13 protein-coding genes are annotated in these 15,350 nt (G+C 74.3%); 7 read left to right on the forward strand and 6 right to left on the reverse strand.

Annotation, left to right across the window (positions count from 1 at the left end; genetic code table 11):
- The first annotated feature begins 260 nt into the window (after positions 1-260).
- Positions 261-1,772, forward strand: coding sequence for an alkaline phosphatase family protein (locus tag LH044_RS15560; RefSeq protein ID WP_227756503.1), 1,512 nt, complete (start codon positions 261-263; stop codon positions 1,770-1,772).
- 62 nt (positions 1,773-1,834) lie between these two features.
- Positions 1,835-2,737 (forward strand): LLM class F420-dependent oxidoreductase, encoded by a 903-nt coding sequence (locus LH044_RS15565; RefSeq protein WP_227756504.1) that lies wholly within the window; start codon positions 1,835-1,837, stop codon positions 2,735-2,737.
- A gap of 52 nt (positions 2,738-2,789) precedes the next feature.
- Here the strand turns inward: LH044_RS15565 and LH044_RS15570 are convergent, their stop codons facing one another.
- Complete coding sequence (locus tag LH044_RS15570) at positions 2,790-3,404, reverse strand: hypothetical protein (RefSeq protein ID WP_227756505.1); 615 nt, start codon at positions 3,402-3,404, stop codon at positions 2,790-2,792.
- 157 nt (positions 3,405-3,561) lie between these two features.
- Positions 3,562-4,368 carry an SDR family oxidoreductase gene (locus tag LH044_RS15575; RefSeq protein WP_227756506.1) on the reverse strand — a complete coding sequence of 269 codons (807 nt, stop codon included), beginning with the start codon at positions 4,366-4,368 and terminating at the stop codon, positions 3,562-3,564.
- 74 nt (positions 4,369-4,442) lie between these two features.
- Between LH044_RS15575 and LH044_RS15580 the strand changes: the two genes are divergently transcribed.
- Positions 4,443-5,399, forward strand: a complete 957-nt coding sequence (locus LH044_RS15580) for an alpha/beta hydrolase (RefSeq protein ID WP_227756507.1) — start codon at positions 4,443-4,445, stop codon at positions 5,397-5,399.
- A gap of 19 nt (positions 5,400-5,418) precedes the next feature.
- The gene (locus LH044_RS15585; protein WP_227756508.1) at positions 5,419-6,177 is read left to right on the forward strand and encodes an enoyl-CoA hydratase family protein; all 759 of its coding nucleotides are present in this window, start codon (positions 5,419-5,421) and stop codon (positions 6,175-6,177) included.
- 59 nt (positions 6,178-6,236) lie between these two features.
- Here LH044_RS15585 and LH044_RS15590 read toward each other — a convergent pair whose 3' ends face one another.
- Positions 6,237-6,788, reverse strand: coding sequence for a hypothetical protein (locus LH044_RS15590; protein WP_227756509.1), 552 nt, complete (start codon positions 6,786-6,788; stop codon positions 6,237-6,239).
- The gene (locus LH044_RS15595; protein WP_227756510.1) at positions 6,785-7,363 is read right to left on the reverse strand and encodes a hypothetical protein; all 579 of its coding nucleotides are present in this window, start codon (positions 7,361-7,363) and stop codon (positions 6,785-6,787) included. Before LH044_RS15595 ends, LH044_RS15590 begins: the two co-directional genes overlap by 4 nt.
- Before the next feature lie 245 nt (positions 7,364-7,608).
- Between LH044_RS15595 and LH044_RS15600 the strand changes: the two genes are divergently transcribed.
- The 3 genes from LH044_RS15600 to LH044_RS15610 are packed head-to-tail and all read left to right on the forward strand — an operon-like array spanning position 7,609 to position 10,417.
- On the forward strand, positions 7,609-8,499 hold the full coding sequence (locus LH044_RS15600) for a CoA transferase subunit A (RefSeq protein WP_227756511.1): 891 nt from the start codon (positions 7,609-7,611) through the stop codon (positions 8,497-8,499).
- Positions 8,496-9,281, forward strand: coding sequence for a CoA-transferase subunit beta (locus LH044_RS15605; RefSeq protein ID WP_227756512.1), 786 nt, complete (start codon positions 8,496-8,498; stop codon positions 9,279-9,281). The genes LH044_RS15600 and LH044_RS15605 overlap by 4 nt, the downstream gene beginning before the upstream one ends.
- On the forward strand, positions 9,278-10,417 hold the full coding sequence (locus LH044_RS15610) for an NAD(P)H-dependent flavin oxidoreductase (RefSeq protein ID WP_227756513.1): 1,140 nt from the start codon (positions 9,278-9,280) through the stop codon (positions 10,415-10,417). Before LH044_RS15605 ends, LH044_RS15610 begins: the two co-directional genes overlap by 4 nt.
- Here LH044_RS15610 and LH044_RS15615 read toward each other — a convergent pair.
- Positions 10,368-12,878 (reverse strand): putative bifunctional diguanylate cyclase/phosphodiesterase, encoded by a 2,511-nt coding sequence (locus LH044_RS15615; RefSeq protein ID WP_227756514.1) that lies wholly within the window; start codon positions 12,876-12,878, stop codon positions 10,368-10,370. The two genes, LH044_RS15610 and LH044_RS15615, sit on opposite strands and share 50 nt — an antisense overlap.
- Complete coding sequence (locus tag LH044_RS15620; protein ID WP_227756515.1) at positions 12,875-15,346, reverse strand: putative bifunctional diguanylate cyclase/phosphodiesterase; 2,472 nt, start codon at positions 15,344-15,346, stop codon at positions 12,875-12,877. Before LH044_RS15620 ends, LH044_RS15615 begins: the two co-directional genes overlap by 4 nt.
- Positions 15,347-15,350: the final 4 nt, after the last annotated feature.

The raw sequence follows: 15,350 nt of genomic DNA on the forward strand, positions 1-15,350 counted from the left end.
AGAGGGGACGGTCAGGTAGAAATCCTCCAACGGAGTCGTGGAGGTTGCCCCATCGCCACGACGGGACGGATGGAGTCCGTTCGGCTGGACCGGGTCTTCCCGGGCGCTCGGTCGGACGGGGAGGGACTGTCCCCCTTCGGGCGGGCTCTCGGCGCTGACCGGGATCCCGCCCGGAGCCGCGTCCGGGGCCCGGTCCCGTCGCTCCTCGACCACCCGGCTCGGCGGAGCGGCCGAGCCGAGCACCGGGGTACGTTCGGGTGATGTCGAACCTGGACGCCGCGCTCGCCACCCTGGTCGATCCGTCGCTGGCCCCGATCGTCGAGATGGCCCTCGTCCGCCGGGACGGCGCGTACGAGGCCCACGCGGTCGACGGCTCGGTCCGCTTCCGCCGCCACGACCCCGACGGTGGGCCCGACGGTCCGGGCCCCGCCCGGGGCTGGACGTTCACCGTCGAGTCGGTCGACGGTCGCAACCCGCTGGGCGACCAGTCCCTCGATCGGTTCGCCGGCCTCGACGCCGAGCTCGCCCACCGGTTCCCCGACCGCACCGCCAACGCCTACCCGTTCGCCTACGAGCAGGTCGCCCAGCTGTTCGACCACCCGAACGCCCCCGACGTGTGCGTCGTGCACACCGCGGCGCACCACTGGGCGGACCAGGGCGGCCACATCGGTGAGCACGGGTCGCTCGGGGCCGTGCAGTGCCGGGCGCCGTTCCTCATCAGCGGACCGGGCGCCCGCGCCGACGGCGTGGTCGGCGGCGTCGCCGCGCAGATGGTCGACATCGCCCCGACCGTGCTCGCCCTGCTCGGTCGCGATCCGTCGGTGCTCGAGGGCGCCGACGGCCGGCCCATCGAGGGGGTGCTCGACCGTGCGGCGATCGACGCGGGGGAGGGCCCCGAGCACGTGGTCGGGTTCCTGCTCGACGGCTGCAACCCGAACGTCCTCCTCGACGCGGTGGCGGCCGGCGACGCCCCGAACATCGCCGGCCTGCTGGCCCGGGGCACGGCGCTGCGCGACGGGATCGTGTCGTCGCTGCCGACCGTCACGTTGCCGAACCACACGACGGTCATCACCGGACGGCACCCCGGGCACCACGGGATCCTGCACAACGCGTGGTGGGACCGGTCTCGGCGCGAGCAGGTCATCACGAACTCGCCCGAGACCTGGGCCACTGCCATGGACGCGCTCCTGCCGGGCACCGACAGCATCCACCTCGCGGTGCAGCGCACCGAACCCGGCGCGTTCACGGCGTCGGTCAACGAGCCGGCCGACCACGGCGCGAGCTTCTCGACGTTCGACCTCATGCGCCGGGGCGTTCGCATGGTCGACTTCCCCCGGACCGCCGACGGGCTGCCGCACAGCTCCGAGATGTTCGTGCGGCCGGTGAAGGACTACGCGCTCTTCACGCAGGTCGACCACCACGGCACCGAGCAGGCGGTCGGGATCATCTCCGGGTCGTACCTCGGGACGGAGTACCCGATGCCGCGGTTCCTCTGGGTGAACTACGCGCTGACCGACTCGGCGTTCCACGAGGGCGGGCCGCACTCCGAGATCGCCCGGGCCTCGATCCGCGACACCGACGGCCGGATCGGCGAGGTCCTCGCCGCCCTCGAGCGCCGCGGCGTCCGGGAGCGCACCACCGTGTTCCTCTGCGCGGACCACGGGATGGAGGAGAGCGACCCGGCGGTGGGCGGCGACTGGTCGCCCGCCCTGGCCGCCGCCGGCCTCGACGTCCGCGACGAGGCGTTCGGCTTCCTCTACATCGATCCCTGAACCCCATCGATCCTGAACTTCATCGATCCCTGACCCGCTGCGGCCATCGAAGGAGCGCCCACGTGCAGGACCCGGCCATCGACATCGGCACCTACGGCATCTGGACCGGCGCGCTCGACGCGCAGCCCTCGGCGGTCGCGGGCGAGGCGGTCGCAGAGCTCGAGGAGCTCGGGTTCGGCGCCGTGTGGATCCCCGAGACGGTGTTCCGCGAGCCGTTCGTGCACGCCGCGCTGCTGCTCCAGGCGTCCCGGCGGATCAAGGTCGCGACCGGGATCGTGAACCGGTACGGGCGCGACCCGCTCGCCTGCAACGCCGCCATGCAGACGCTGAACGAGGCGTTCCCCGGGCGCTTCCTGCTCGGCCTCGGCGTCAGCCACGAGCACCTCGTGTCGTGGGTGCGCAAGCACGACTACTCGAAGCCGTACTCGGGGATGGTCGAGTACCTCGACGCCATGGCCAAGGCCCGGTTCTTCGCGCCGACCGGCGACCCGCCGGCACGGATGGTGCTCGCCGCCCTCGGGCCGCGGATGCTGCGGCTCGCCGCCGAGCGGACCGCCGGCGCCCACCCGTACTTCGTGCCGCCCGAGCACACCGCCATCGCCCGGGCGACCATGGGCCCCGAGGCGCTGCTCGCGGTCGAGCAGATGGTGGTGCTCGACACCGATCCCTCCTCGGCCCGGGCCACGGCCCGCCGGCACATGGAGGCGTACCTCAAGGCGCCGAACTACACGAACAACCTCGCCCGACTCGGCTACGGGCCCGACGAGGTGGCCGACGGCGGGTCGGACCGGCTGGTCGACGCGATCGTGGCGTGGGGCACGGTCGACGACGCCCTCCGGCGGGTGCAGGCGCACCTCGATGCCGGCGCCGACCACGTGTGCATCCAGGTGCTGCACCCCGACATGGCGCACCTGCCGCTGCCGGAGTGGAACGAGCTGGCGGGGGCCCTCGGCCTGCGCGCCTGAGGCCGGGGCACAGGGCGGGCGACCCGAGGATCCCTCCGGTCGCGAGGTCCCGTCAGTTCCAGGGCGCGCGGGGGACCCGGGGCGTCTCCTCGGTGGGAGGGTCGCTCAGGTCGATGTTGCGGGGCGGGCGCGGCTCCTCGCTCCGCCCGAACCGACGCTTCCACGCGTTCGCCACCCACAGCGCCGTGGCGACCATGCCGATCACGCTGAAGACGGCCATGACGAGCCGCAGCAGCGCGCCCGTCCCCGCCTCGGGCTCCGAGGCGATCTCGACCCGCAGGGTGATCTGGCCGTCGGACCCCTCCGCCGGCGTGCCCGCCACGGTCGTGGCCGTCCGGTCGACGTCCTCGCGGTCGACGTCGATCGAGGTCGACCGGCGCTCGGCGTCGAGCGTGCCGATGTTGCCCAGCGCCGTGTCCAGGTTCCGGCCCGGCAGCGAGAACGTGAGCGTGATGTCGCCCTCCTGCTCGGCGGTCTGCTCGCCGACGCGCACCCCGCCCCAGGTGGCCGCCTGCTGCAGGACGTCCTGGCGCAGCCGGAGCGCCTGGCTGCGATCCGTCGCGTCGAGGCGGACGGTCGCGTCGGCGTCGCCGCCGAGGTCCGAGCACGCGGTGGTGCCGAGCACCAGGAGCGCGACGACCGCGAGCAGGGGCGCGGACGACCGCATCCGCGACGGGCGCGTCGGGCGGCGCCGGCGAGCTGCGGTGATCGCTGCGATCGGACCAGCGTAGGAACGCCGCGCTCGCCCGACGCGGACCCGGCCCCGACCGAGCCGACGACCGGCGCCGCGGCCGGGGGTCGGGCCGGCGGTGGTCCCGGTCCGGTCAGCCGCCCTGGACGGCGGCCTGGAACGCCGGCCGCTCGCCGCCGCCGTGGAGCCACACCGACGACCCGGTCACGTAGCCGGCGAGCGGCGACGACAGCCACCGGCAGGCCTGCGCCAGGTCGTCGGGGACGCCGAGCCGCCCGATCGGCACGGTCGCCGCCACCCGGGCCTGGGACTCCGCGTCGCCGTAGTACAGCTCGGCCTGCTCGGTGGCGATCATGCCGGCGATGATCCCGACCACCCGCACCTTGGGCGCCCACTCCACCGCGAGCGTCGACGTGAGGCTGATGAGGCCGGCCTTGGCCGCGCCGTAGGCCGCCGACCCGGGCGACGGTCGGACGCCCGACACCGAGGCGATGTTGACGATCACTCCGCCGTCGCCGGCCTGCATGTGGTGGTTGGCCCGCTGCGCGATGTGGAGGGGGGCCATGAGGTTCAGGCGGACGATCGCCTCGCTGAACCGGGGGGACGCGGTCGCGGCGTCCACCTCCGGGGCCCCGCCGGCGTTGTTGATCGCGACGTCGACCCGGCCGTGGCGCTCGGCCGCGGCGTCGACGACGGCAAAGGCCTGGTCGGGGTCGCGGATGTCGGCCGCGACGAAGGTGGCGGTCCTCCCGCCGGCCGACGGGAGGTCCTCGGGCTCGGAGCGGCCGCACGTGACCACCTCGGCGCCCCACCCGAGGAAGCGCTCGACCAGCACCCGGCCGATGCCCTTGGTGCCGCCCGTGATCACGACGACCCGTCCGGTGTGGTCGAGCTCGTCGGTCGGGTCGTCGAACGGGGCGGCGTTGGCGGTCGCGGTCACGGCGCCGACGGTACCCGAGGCGGGGGAGCGGTCCCCGGTGACGGTCGGCCGGGGCGCCTCCTACCGTCGCGCCGGTGACGGGAGCGGGCGACGGGAGGCTGGGGGCCGACGCCGCGGCGCTCGACGACCTCGCGACCGAGCTGCGGGCCGCGGCCGCGCGGCTCTCGTCGGCCCCGTCCTGGCGGTCGACCGCGCCCGGGGCATCGGCGCTCCGGTCGTGGCACGGCCCCGACGCCGACTCGGCCGTGGCCCTGCTCGACGACGCGGCGGCGCAGCGCCGGCGCGCCGCGGCCGCGCTCGACGGGTGCGCGTCGGCGTTGACGCGCGCCGCAGTGGGGCAGCGCCGCGCGTCGAGGCCCGGCCCGGCGGTCGCGGTGCGGGTGGACCTCGCCGGCGCCGGCGGGCGCCTGGTGCAGCGAGTGGGCGTGGCGGGTGCCTCGGTGGTCGTGGTGCTGGTCCCGGGCGTCGGCACCGACCGCGGCGACCGGGCCCGGCTGCTGGGCGACGCCGAGCGGGTGTGGGCCGCCGTGGCCGACCGGGTCGACGACCCGTCGTCGGTCGCCGTCGTGTCGTGGCTCGGCTACGACCCGCCCGACGTCGTGGCCCAGGGCGTCGAAGTCGCCCCTGCCGGACACGGCGCCGCGCTCCTCGCCGACGAGGTGCGATCGCTCCGGCGCGGCGGCGCGGCGCGGATCACCCTGGTCGGCCACAGCTACGGCGGGATCGTCGCAGGACGGGCTGCACCCGGCGGCGGCGCCGACGTCGTCGTGCAGCTCGGGTCCCCGGGCGTCGGTGTCCCCGGCGGGACCGGGGCGATCCGGGCCGCGGGAGCGGTGCTCGTCGCCGTCCGGGCGCCGGGCGATCCCATCGGCATGGTCGCGGGACGGGTCCCCGGGCTCTACGGGGAGGACCCGGTCGGCACCGTGCCGACGCTGCCCACGTCGCGGACCGGTCACGGCTCGTACCTCTCGGACCCCGTGCTGCTCGCGGCGCTCGCCGAGCTCGCCGTCGGGTCGCCCGCGGGCGGGTGAGTCGGTACCGTCGGGCGCCGTGACCATCACCCTGAGCTCTTCCGACGGCATCGCCGAGATCGTCATGGACAACCCGCCGGTCAACGCGCTGACGGTCGCCGGCTGGTACGAGCTGGCCGACGTCGTCACGCAGGCCGGCCGCGATCCCCAGGTCGGCGCCGTGGTGCTGCGGGCGGAGGGGAAGGGCTTCAACGCCGGGGTGGACATCAAGGAGATGCAGTCCACCGAGGGCTTCGACGCGCTGGTCGGTGCCAACCGCGGCTGCTACGCCGCGTTCAAGGCGGTCTACGAGTGCGAGGTCCCCGTGATCGCAGCCGTGCACGACTTCTGCCTCGGCGGCGGCATCGGGCTCGTGGGCAACGCGGACGTCATCGTGGCCGCCGAGGGCACGCGGTTCGGCCTGCCCGAGGTGAACCAGGGCGCCCTTGGGGCGGCGACGCACCTCGCCCGGCTCGTGCCCCAGCACCGCATGCGGGAGATGGTGTACACGGCGGAGCCGATCGACGTGTCGCTCCTGGCCGCGTGGGGGTCGGTGAGCCGGGTCGTGCCGAAGGACGAGCTGCGGTCGGCCGCGTTCGAGATCGCCGAGAAGATCTGCACGAAGAGCCGCTCCGTGATCCGGCGGGCCAAGGAGTCGTTGAACGGGATCGATCCCGTGGACGTCAACCGGAGCTACCGGTTCGAGCAGGGCTTCACGTTCGAGCTGAACCTCACCGGCGTGAGCGACGAGGCACGGGACGCGTTCGTCGAGAAGCGCGACGCCGACTACTCGTCCTGAGCGCTCGCCCGGTCGGCGCCGCCGTGCTCCGCCGGCGGCCGGTGATCAGCGGCCGGTGATCACGGGGCGGTCGTCGTGGGGCCGCAGGTCGTGCCGACGGCGGACTGGTAGTTCGTGAACGCCTGGATGAACTCCGGCGTCGTGAGCGCCTTCGGGTTCTGCATGAGCCAGTTCGGCGCCCACCCGGCAGCCGCGCCCTCGGCCGCGAGGTCCGCCCCGGCCTGGCGCAGGACGGCCGCATCGGCGGCCGCCTCGGGCGGCGCGCTGGCGGCGGCCGTGTTGAACAGCTCCACGATGACCCGCACACCGCGCTCGGTCTGCGTCGGGTTGATCGGTGAGGGCAGGCTCGACGCCGGGGCGAACGCCCTGAGGACCGCGCACGCATCGCTGCCGGCGTTGCGGATCATCAGCTCCGCCGTCGTGGCCTGCGACTCGAAGTCGGCGTCGGACACCGTCGACGGCGTCGGCACGCTGGTCGTCGTCACGGACGAGGACGACCGGGGCGATGCGTCGTCGTCCGACGAGCACGCCCCGACGGTCAGCGCGACCGCGGTGAGCAGGACCGCCGCGACGGCCAGCGTGCGGCGCGGGGTGGTGGCGACGCGGCTCACGGGGCGGCGGTGGAGGGGGTCGATCCGCACTGCGTGGTGAAGGCGGTCAGGATCTTGTTGGTGTTGTCGTTGAACGCCTCGTCGACCGACTCGGGCTTGCTCAGGAACTCCTCGGTGTAGCCCTTCTCCTTGCCCTCGTCCTCGATCTTCTCGACGGTGGCGCGGATCTGGTCCGCCTCGGCCGAGAGCTCGGCGGGTGCGGCGTCGGCCAGCGCGAGGTAGAAGGCGACGGCGAGCCCGGTCGCCTGCTCCCGCTGCGCGGCGTTGGACGGGTTGGCGATGGAGGTGCCCAGCGTCCGGAACTGCTCGATCACCTTGCAGGGGTCGTCGCCGGCCTCGGCGAGCTGGGTCTTGGCCTCGTCGACCGCGGTCTCGAAGTCGGCGTCGCTCACGGTGGTCGTGGTGACGTCGCCCTCCTCCGTGGTGTCGGTCGCCTTCTCGGTCGTGGTCGTCGTCTTCTTCTTGCTCCCCGCCTCGTCGTCGGCCTTGTCGTCGCCGCCGCAGGCGCCGGCGACGAGCGCGAACACCGCCATCAGTGCGATGAGCGGCAGGAACAAGGTGCGTCGGCGGGACATGTGGGAACCCCTCGTCGGGTGGTGGATGGCGGCGTACCAGGATCGGTCCCGGGCGCCGGCGAACCCCGTCGACGCTACCGGTCGGGGCCTGGTGACGTGCAGTGGGGCCCGCGGCGCCACGGTTCGTTCTCAGGCGGGCGGTCCGGGTACGGTCGATGATCTGACGCTGCGTCAGATCACGGGCGTCGGACCCGGCCCGCCGGTCGAACGGCGGGGGACGGGTCCCAGGCGAAGGAGCGCGAGGCGTGCCAGGACCGGACAAGAGGTGCACCGAGGACGAGGTTGTCGCGGAGCTCCGCTCCGGCATGACCATCGGCATGGGGGGGTGGGGGAGCCGCCGCAAGCCCATGTCGCTGCTGCGGGCGATCCTGCGCTCCGACCTGACGGACCTGACTGTCGTCGCCTACGGCGGACCCGACGTGGGGCTGCTGTGCCGGAGCGGCAAGGCGTCGAAGGTGGTCTCGGGGTTCGTGTCGCTCGACTCGATCCCGCTCGAGCCCCACTACCGGGCGGCGCGCCAGTCCGGCTCGATCGAGGCGGTCGAGCTCGACGAGGGCATGTTCCTCCTGGGCATCCAGGCCGCGGCGTGGCGCCTGCCGTTCCTGCCCACCCGGGCCGGGCTCGGCTCCGACGTGCCGATCCGCATGCCGCACATCACGACCGTGCGCTCGCCGTACCCGGACCCGGTCTCCGGTGAGCACGAGGAGCTGATCGCCGCCCCGGCCCTGCACCTCGACGTGGCACTCGTCCACCAGCACCGGGCCGACGCCTCGGGCAACGCCGTCTGGCTCGGGGAGGACCCGTTCTTCGACGACCTGATGGTCCGGGCCGCCGACCGCTCGTTCGTGTCGTGCGAGGCCGTCGTCCCGACCGAGGAGCTCGGCGCCGGCACCGACATCACGCACCGCAGCATCTCCCGGCTCGACGTCACCGGCGTGGTCGAGGCGCCCGGCGGCGCCCACTTCACCGAGTGCCTGCCCGACTACGGGCGCGACGAGGCGTTCCAGCGCCGCTACGCGGCCACCGCCCGCTCCGACGAGTCCTGGGACGAGTTCTCGGCCCAGTTCCTGCAGGTGGACGACGAGACGTACCGGGCCCACGTCCGCGAGCTCGCAGCGAAGGAGGCCGACCAGTGAGCGATCCCAGGAGGGCCGACGTCTGCGCCGTCGCCATCGCGGAGACCTTCCGCGGCGACGGCGAGCGCCTCTGCAACCCGATCGGCAACCTGCCGCTGATCGGTGGGCGGCTCGCCGCCGCCACCTTCGAGCCGCACCTCGCGCTGACCGACGGCTACTACACGCTGATCGACAACGTCCCGCCGGTCGGCCTCGCCGAGCCCGACCGCCAGGCCCAGCGCGTGATCGGCCGGTGGAACCCGTACCGCGAGATGTTCGGGCTGCTGTGGCACGGCCGGCGCCACGTGATGATGGGCGCCACGCAGGTCGACCGCTTCGGCAACCAGAACATCGCCGCGATCGGCGACTGGGCCCAGCCCCGGTCCCAGCTGCTCGGGTTCCGCGGCGCGCCGGGCAACACGATCAACCACACGACGAGCTACTGGGTGCCGAACCACTCGGCCAAGGTCTTCGTGCCGGCCGTCGACGTCGTGTGCGGGATCGGCTACGACCGTGCCGCCGCGCTGGGCCCGACCTCGTCGCGGTTCCACGAGATCCGCCGCGTCGTGTCGAACCTCGCCGTGCTCGACTTCGCACCGGCCGCCGACGGCGAGGTGCCCACGATGCGCCTCGCCTCCGTGCACCCCGGCGTGACGGTCGACGAGGTCGTGGCCGCCACGGGCTTCGAGCTCCAGGTGCCCGACGACGTGCCGACGACCCGCGGTCCCGAGGGCATCGAGGTCGAGGAGCTCGAGCGCATCGACCCCGACGGCCTCCGCTTCACCGAGGTGCCCGACGAGTGAGCGACCAGGACGCCGCCCCCGGACCTGCTGCGGCCGATGGCCGGCACCCCGCTCTGGGCACCCGTGCGGCGGCGCTGCTCGGTGTGCGCTACCCGCTCGTGCAGACCGGCATGGGCTGGGTGTCGGGCGCCCGGCTGACCGCCGCCACCTCGGCGGCGGGCGGGCTCGGCATCCTCGCGTCGGCGACGATGACGCTCGACGAGCTGCGGGCCGCGATCGCCAAGGTGGCGTCGCGGACCGACCGGCCGTTCGGCGTGAACCTCCTGCCGAACCAGCCCGACGCCGCCGATCGGATCGGGCTGATCATCTCCGAGGGCGTCCGGGTGGCGAGCTTCGCGGCCGCGCCGCGGCCGGAGCAGGTGCACCGGCTCCGGGACGCGGGCGTCACGACGATCGTGACCGTCGGGGCCAAGCGCCACGCCGAGAAGGTCGCCGAGCTGGGCGTGAGCGCGGTGATCGCACAGGGCGGTGAGGGTGGCGGCCACACCGGATCCGTGCCGACCTCGCTGCTCGTGCCCCAGGTCGTCGACGGCGTGGCGGGCACCGACGTGGTGGTGCTGGCCGCCGGCGGGTTCTCCGACGGCCGCGGCCTGGCCGCCGCGCTGGCCTGGGGCGCCGACGGCGTCGCCATGGGCACCCGGTTCCTGCTGACCCAGGAGAGCCACGTGCCGGACCACGTGAAGGCGATCTACCTGCAGACGCCGCTCACCGGGACCGTGGTCACCACCGCGATCGACGGGGCGCCCCAGCGCGTGATCCGCACGGCGATGATCGACGCGCTCGAGCGGTCGCCGGGCCTCATGCGCTTCCCGCGGGCGGCGGGCAACGCGCTGCGGTTCTCCAAGCAGGCGGGCGTCTCCGTGCCCGACCTGCTGCGCACGGGGGTGCAGATGCGCAAGGACCAGGAGCTCACCTGGGCCCAGGTCGCGCTGGCCGCCAACGCGCCCATGATGACCAAGGCCTCCGTGGTCGACGGCGACGCCGAGGTCGGCATCCTGCCGACGGGTCAGGTCGTGGGCGTGATCGACGAGCTGCCCACGGTCGCCGAGCTGCTCGAGCGGATCATGGACGAGGCCGACGCGGTGCTCAGGCGCCTGTGCTCGCCCGGTCCGGACTCGACCGGTTCGGCCGGCTGAGCGCGGGCGGCGCTCCTCCGTCCGACCGCTCGACGACGTCCGACCGCTCCTCCGGGAGCCGGTGGAGGATCCGCAGCGCCCGCTCGGTCGACGGCGCGCCCTGCAGCCAGCGCCGCTCGAGCACGTCGAACGGCACGGCCCGGTCGAAGAGCCAGCCCTGGCCGTGGACGCAGCCGAGCGCCTGCAGTAGCCGGGCCTGCTCCAGCGTCTCGACGCCCTCGCCGACGGTCGCCAGCCCGAGCTTGTCGGCCAGGTCGACCACCGTCCGCACGATGAAGGCGTCGTCGGCCCGACCGATGCCGTCGACGAAGCTGCGGTCGATCTTGAGCACCGAGGCCGGGTAGTCGCCCAGCTGGCGCAGGGACGAGTTGCCGGTCCCGAAGTCGTCGATCGCGATGCCGACGCCCCGGGCGCGCAGCTCGCCGAGCGTGCGGCGGACCGAGTCGTCGATGATCACGTCCTCGGTGATCTCGAGAACTAGCAGCGACGGGTCGAGCCCGCTGCGGGCGAGGGCCTCGTCGACGTTGAGCAGCACCTCCGACCCGAGCTCGCCGGCCGACAGGTTGACCGTGACGCGCACCGGATGGCCGATGTCGCGGGCGTTGACCTCGGCGAAGCGCGTGGCGGCCTCGACCAGCGACCGGCGCCCGAGCGGCGCGAGCAGGCCGAGCGCGTCGGCCTCGGCCAGGAAGCGGTCCGGCGTCAGCAGCCCCTCCTCGGGGTGCCGCCAGCGCAGCAGCGCCTCCACCGTGAGGATGCGGCCCGTCGCCAGCTCCACGACCGGCTGGTAGTGGAGCTCGAACTCGTCCTCGTCGAGCGCCCGGCGGAGCTCCGGCGCGATGCGCACCCGTCGCCCGCTCGAGTCGTCCATCGAGTCGGCGAAGCGCGCCCACCGGCCCCGGCCCTGGGACTTGGCGTGGTACAGCGCGATGTCGGACCGGCGGAGGAGCTCGTCGGGCGTGATGCCGTCCTCGACCAGCGCCACGCCGACCGACACCGACGGCTGCAGCGTCGCCCCGCCGGTCGCGAACGGCCGTCGCATGTCCTCCACGAGCCGCTCCGCCTGGCGCTCGATGTCGGCCAGCGAACCGGCACGTCGGACCAGCACCACGAACTCGTCGCCGCCGAAGCGCACGACGTCCTCGCCCCAACGGGCCCGCAGGCGGTCGGCGACCGTGCGGATGAGCTGGTCGCCCTTGGCGTGACCGAGCGAGTCGTTGACCGGCTTGAGCAGGTCGATGTCGAGGAACATCACGGCGGACCGCGTCGAGGCGCCTGCGCTGTCGATCAACCCCTGCAGCCGCTGGACGAGGTGCTCGCGGTTGGGCAGGCCGGTCAGGGCGTCGTGGCTGGCCTGGTGCTCGAGCCCGCGGACGCTCGACACGAGGTCGGTCGACAGCCGCCTGTTCTCGGCGAGCGTGAGCGACTGCCGGGCGAGCAGCAGGACCATGATCAGCACGAGGGTGGCGACGGTCCACGTCGCGCCGTCGGTCTGCGTCAGGTCGATCAGCGCGACCACCGCGGCGACGCCGCCCATCACGGCCGGGAAGACGCCGTTGCGCTGGTGGTTCGGGCGCGGGCGGGGCGGCTCGCGCCCGCCCATCGCGATCCAGGCCGCGCCGCCGAGGAGGGCGAACCCGGTGATCCACGCCGTGTCGACCAGCGTCGGGACCGACTCGCTCAGGTCGAAGGTCTGCGTCACCAGCAGGTAGGCGACGTCGCCGGCCGCGTACACGGCGACCCCGGCGGTCAGGAGCACGAAGGCCCGGCGGTCCGCGGTGTTGCGGGCCATCGTGCGCACCAGGAGCGTCAGCGCCACCGACTCCGCCACTGGGTACACCGTCGTGACGAGCGCCGACTTGTCCTCGACCCCGACCCCGCTGACTCGGAACACGACGATCCACAGCACGAGCAGGAACGACAGCCCGACCGTCGTGCTGTCGATCACGTCGACGACGCGCGACGTCCGGTCGGTCCTTCCCTGATCATTGCGGTCGGACCGCACGACGCCGGCGGCGCACCAGCAGATCGGCAGCAGCAGGTAGAACGCGTCGGCCGGGCTGGGCGCGGGCAGCTCGCTGCCGGTGGCGAGGTAGACGGCCCAGATCGCGGAGCCGATGCACCACCCTCCCGCACCGGTCGCGAACAGCCCCCAGACCCAGCGGTCGCTGCCCCGGCGGCGGTGCGCGGTGATGCCGAGCAGCACGGCCGCGATCGCCGACGCGACGATGTCGGCGCCGATGCGGAGCCCGGCCACCGCGTCGGTCGAGAGACCGAGCCCGAGCAGGTCGAGCAGCGGCACCGCGAGCAGCGACACCGCGCCGATGGCGATGGCCGAGATCACGAGCGGCCGACGTCGCCGCACGACCATCGCGCCGTCGGCGACGGGAACGCCCGCCCCGGTCGGCGCCGCGGTCGTCGGGGCCGCGGTCGTCGGGGTCGGTGTGACGGTGGCGCTCATCGGTCGCTCCCGGCCATCGGTGCGTCGTGGGCGGCGGTGGTCGTCCCCGGTCGCCACTCGAGCGGGCTGCGCTCGCGCTCCGGCCGCAGGTGCTGCCGGACGAAGTCGGGCCAGCCGCTCGGGCGGCCGAACAGCCAGCCCTGGGCCCGACGGATGCCGAGCTCGCGGAGCAACGTCGCCTGGCCGGGCTGGGTCACGCCGTCCGCCGTGATCTGCACCCGGAGCTCGGCGCCGATGCCGACGACCGCCTCGAGGATGAGCCGGTCGGCGACGCGGTGGTTGAGGCCGGCGACGAAGGACCGGTCGATGCGGATGGACGGCTCGGGCAGCCGGCTGAGGCGGCGGAGCGACGAGGCGGCGGTGCCGAAGTCCCGCACGCAGATGCCGTACTGGCGCTCGACCAGCCGGTCGACCGACGGCTGCGAGACCGGGTCCATCAGCGCGGACTCCGGGATCTGCAGCCGGAGCGACGACCGGGGGATCGAGCCGAGGAGGTGGTCGAGGTCGTCGACGAGCCCGCCGTGGACGAGCTCGGGCAGCGTCAGGCTGATCGACAGCGGGACGTCGGGCGGGTCGGTCGACAGCCACGGCGCGGCGGCGAGGCGCAGGTTGGACCGGCTGATCGCCGGGACCAGGCCGGTGTCGGCTGCGATCTCGAAGTACTCCGTCGGCAGCAGCAGGTGTCGGTCCGGCGTCTCCCAACGCACGACCGCCTCGGCCGCGAGGAGATCGCCGGTCTCGAGGTCGACCACCGGCCGGTACCGGACCTCGAACTCGTCGCGGTCCACGGCGCGGCGCAGGCCCTGCTGCACGATCAGCCGGCGGTCGGCGCGGTCCTGCAGCCAGGCGTCGTAGCTGCACGCCCGGGCGCGCCCGAGCTCCTTCGCCCGGTTGAGCGCGAGGTCCGCCATGCGCAGCAGCTCGTCGCCGTTGCGGGGGGCACCGCCGTCGGGGGCCGGACCGGAGTGGGCCACGCCGATGCTCAGGCGCGCCGACACCGCCACGCCGTCGATGTCGACCGGCTCGGCGGTGATCGCGACGATGCTGCGTGCCAGGTCGGCCGCGTCGGCCGGGCTGAGGTCCGGGTGCACGGCGACGAACTCGTCGCCGCCGACCCGGTAGGTCGACGGCCCGAACACGTCGGTGAGGCGGTGGGCGGTCAGCACGAGCAACCGGTCGCCGGTCTCGTGGCCCAGCGCGTCGTTGACGGTCTTGAAGTCGTCCACGTCGGCGTAGAACACGTGCACCGGCGCGCCCTCGGACATGAGGCGGTCGAGCGCCTCGACGAGGGCGGCGCGGTTGCCGAGCCCGGTGAGCTCGTCGGTGCGCGCCCGCTCGTGGAGCTCGAGCGCCAGCGCTCCCAGGCGCTGCTGCAGCGCCACCTGCTCGCGCTGGAGCACGGTGAGCCGGAACGTCGACAGCAGCACCGCCACCACGCCCAGGGCGAGGAGCACCGGGTCGAGCGAGTCGATGAACAGCCGGTGGGTGGCGACGGCCCCCAGCGTGAGCAGCATGGCGATGACGGCCACCCACTCGGCTCGGGTGGCGCGCCGGGTGTCGGCCTGCTCCGGGTCGATCGCCGCGGGCCGGGACCGTGCCCGCATGGCCTGGAACCCGGCGATGGCGAGGACGCCCGGCCCGCACAGCCACCACAGCACCGAACCGCGGAACGCCACGGCGCCCGGGCCGGCGCTCTGGCCGACGACCGACGTGTAGAAGGCCGAGGGGATGAGGAGGACGGCCACGACGATCGCCATGTCGCCCGGGCCGGGGGCCTGCACGACGCGGACGAGGTAGATCACCCCACCGAGGGTGAGGACGACGAGCAGCAGGGCGGTCGGCTGGCGCTGCGCGACGTCGAGCGGCCCGGCGTCGGGCCCGGTGCCGACCCGCAGCGGTGCCAGCCACGTCAGGGCCAGTGCCGTGGTCACCGCGAGCCCGGCGTCGACCAGGGCGATCGTGCCCCAGGAGGCGTTCGACGGCATCGCGACCACGCCGGCGATCAGGAGCACGACGCCGAGGACCTGCAGCACCGTGAGGCCACCTGCGGTGATGACGCCCACCGTGGGGGCGGCGCCGAGGGTCATCGCCGCGGTGCCGATCGACAGGAGCCCGGCACCGGTGGCGATGGTCCCGAGCCCGATCCGGCGGCGGCCGGTGCTGTGCGCGGCGCCCACGGCGAGCATGACGGCCGCAGCGAGCAGGATCAGCGCCCCGACGAGGTGGATGATCCGGTCGGGTCGGTCGACGCCGTGCACCCTCAGCTCGGTCGCGATGTCCGGCCAGGCGACGCCGACCGCGGCGGCGATCACGAAGGCGGCCGAGATGGCGAGGACCCCGGGCGGGACCGGGTTCGAGGAGCCGCCCCGCCGGGCGCGCCGGGCGGGCGCGGCGGCGCGTCCGGCGTCACCGCGGTCGCCGTGCCCGGCGTCGTCAGCGCCTCGGGGTGGGGGGTCGGTCGGTTCCATGCTC

Origin of the sequence: Dermatobacter hominis (genome assembly GCF_020715685.1) — a bacterium.
GTDB lineage: Bacteria > Actinomycetota > Acidimicrobiia > Acidimicrobiales > Microtrichaceae > Dermatobacter > Dermatobacter hominis.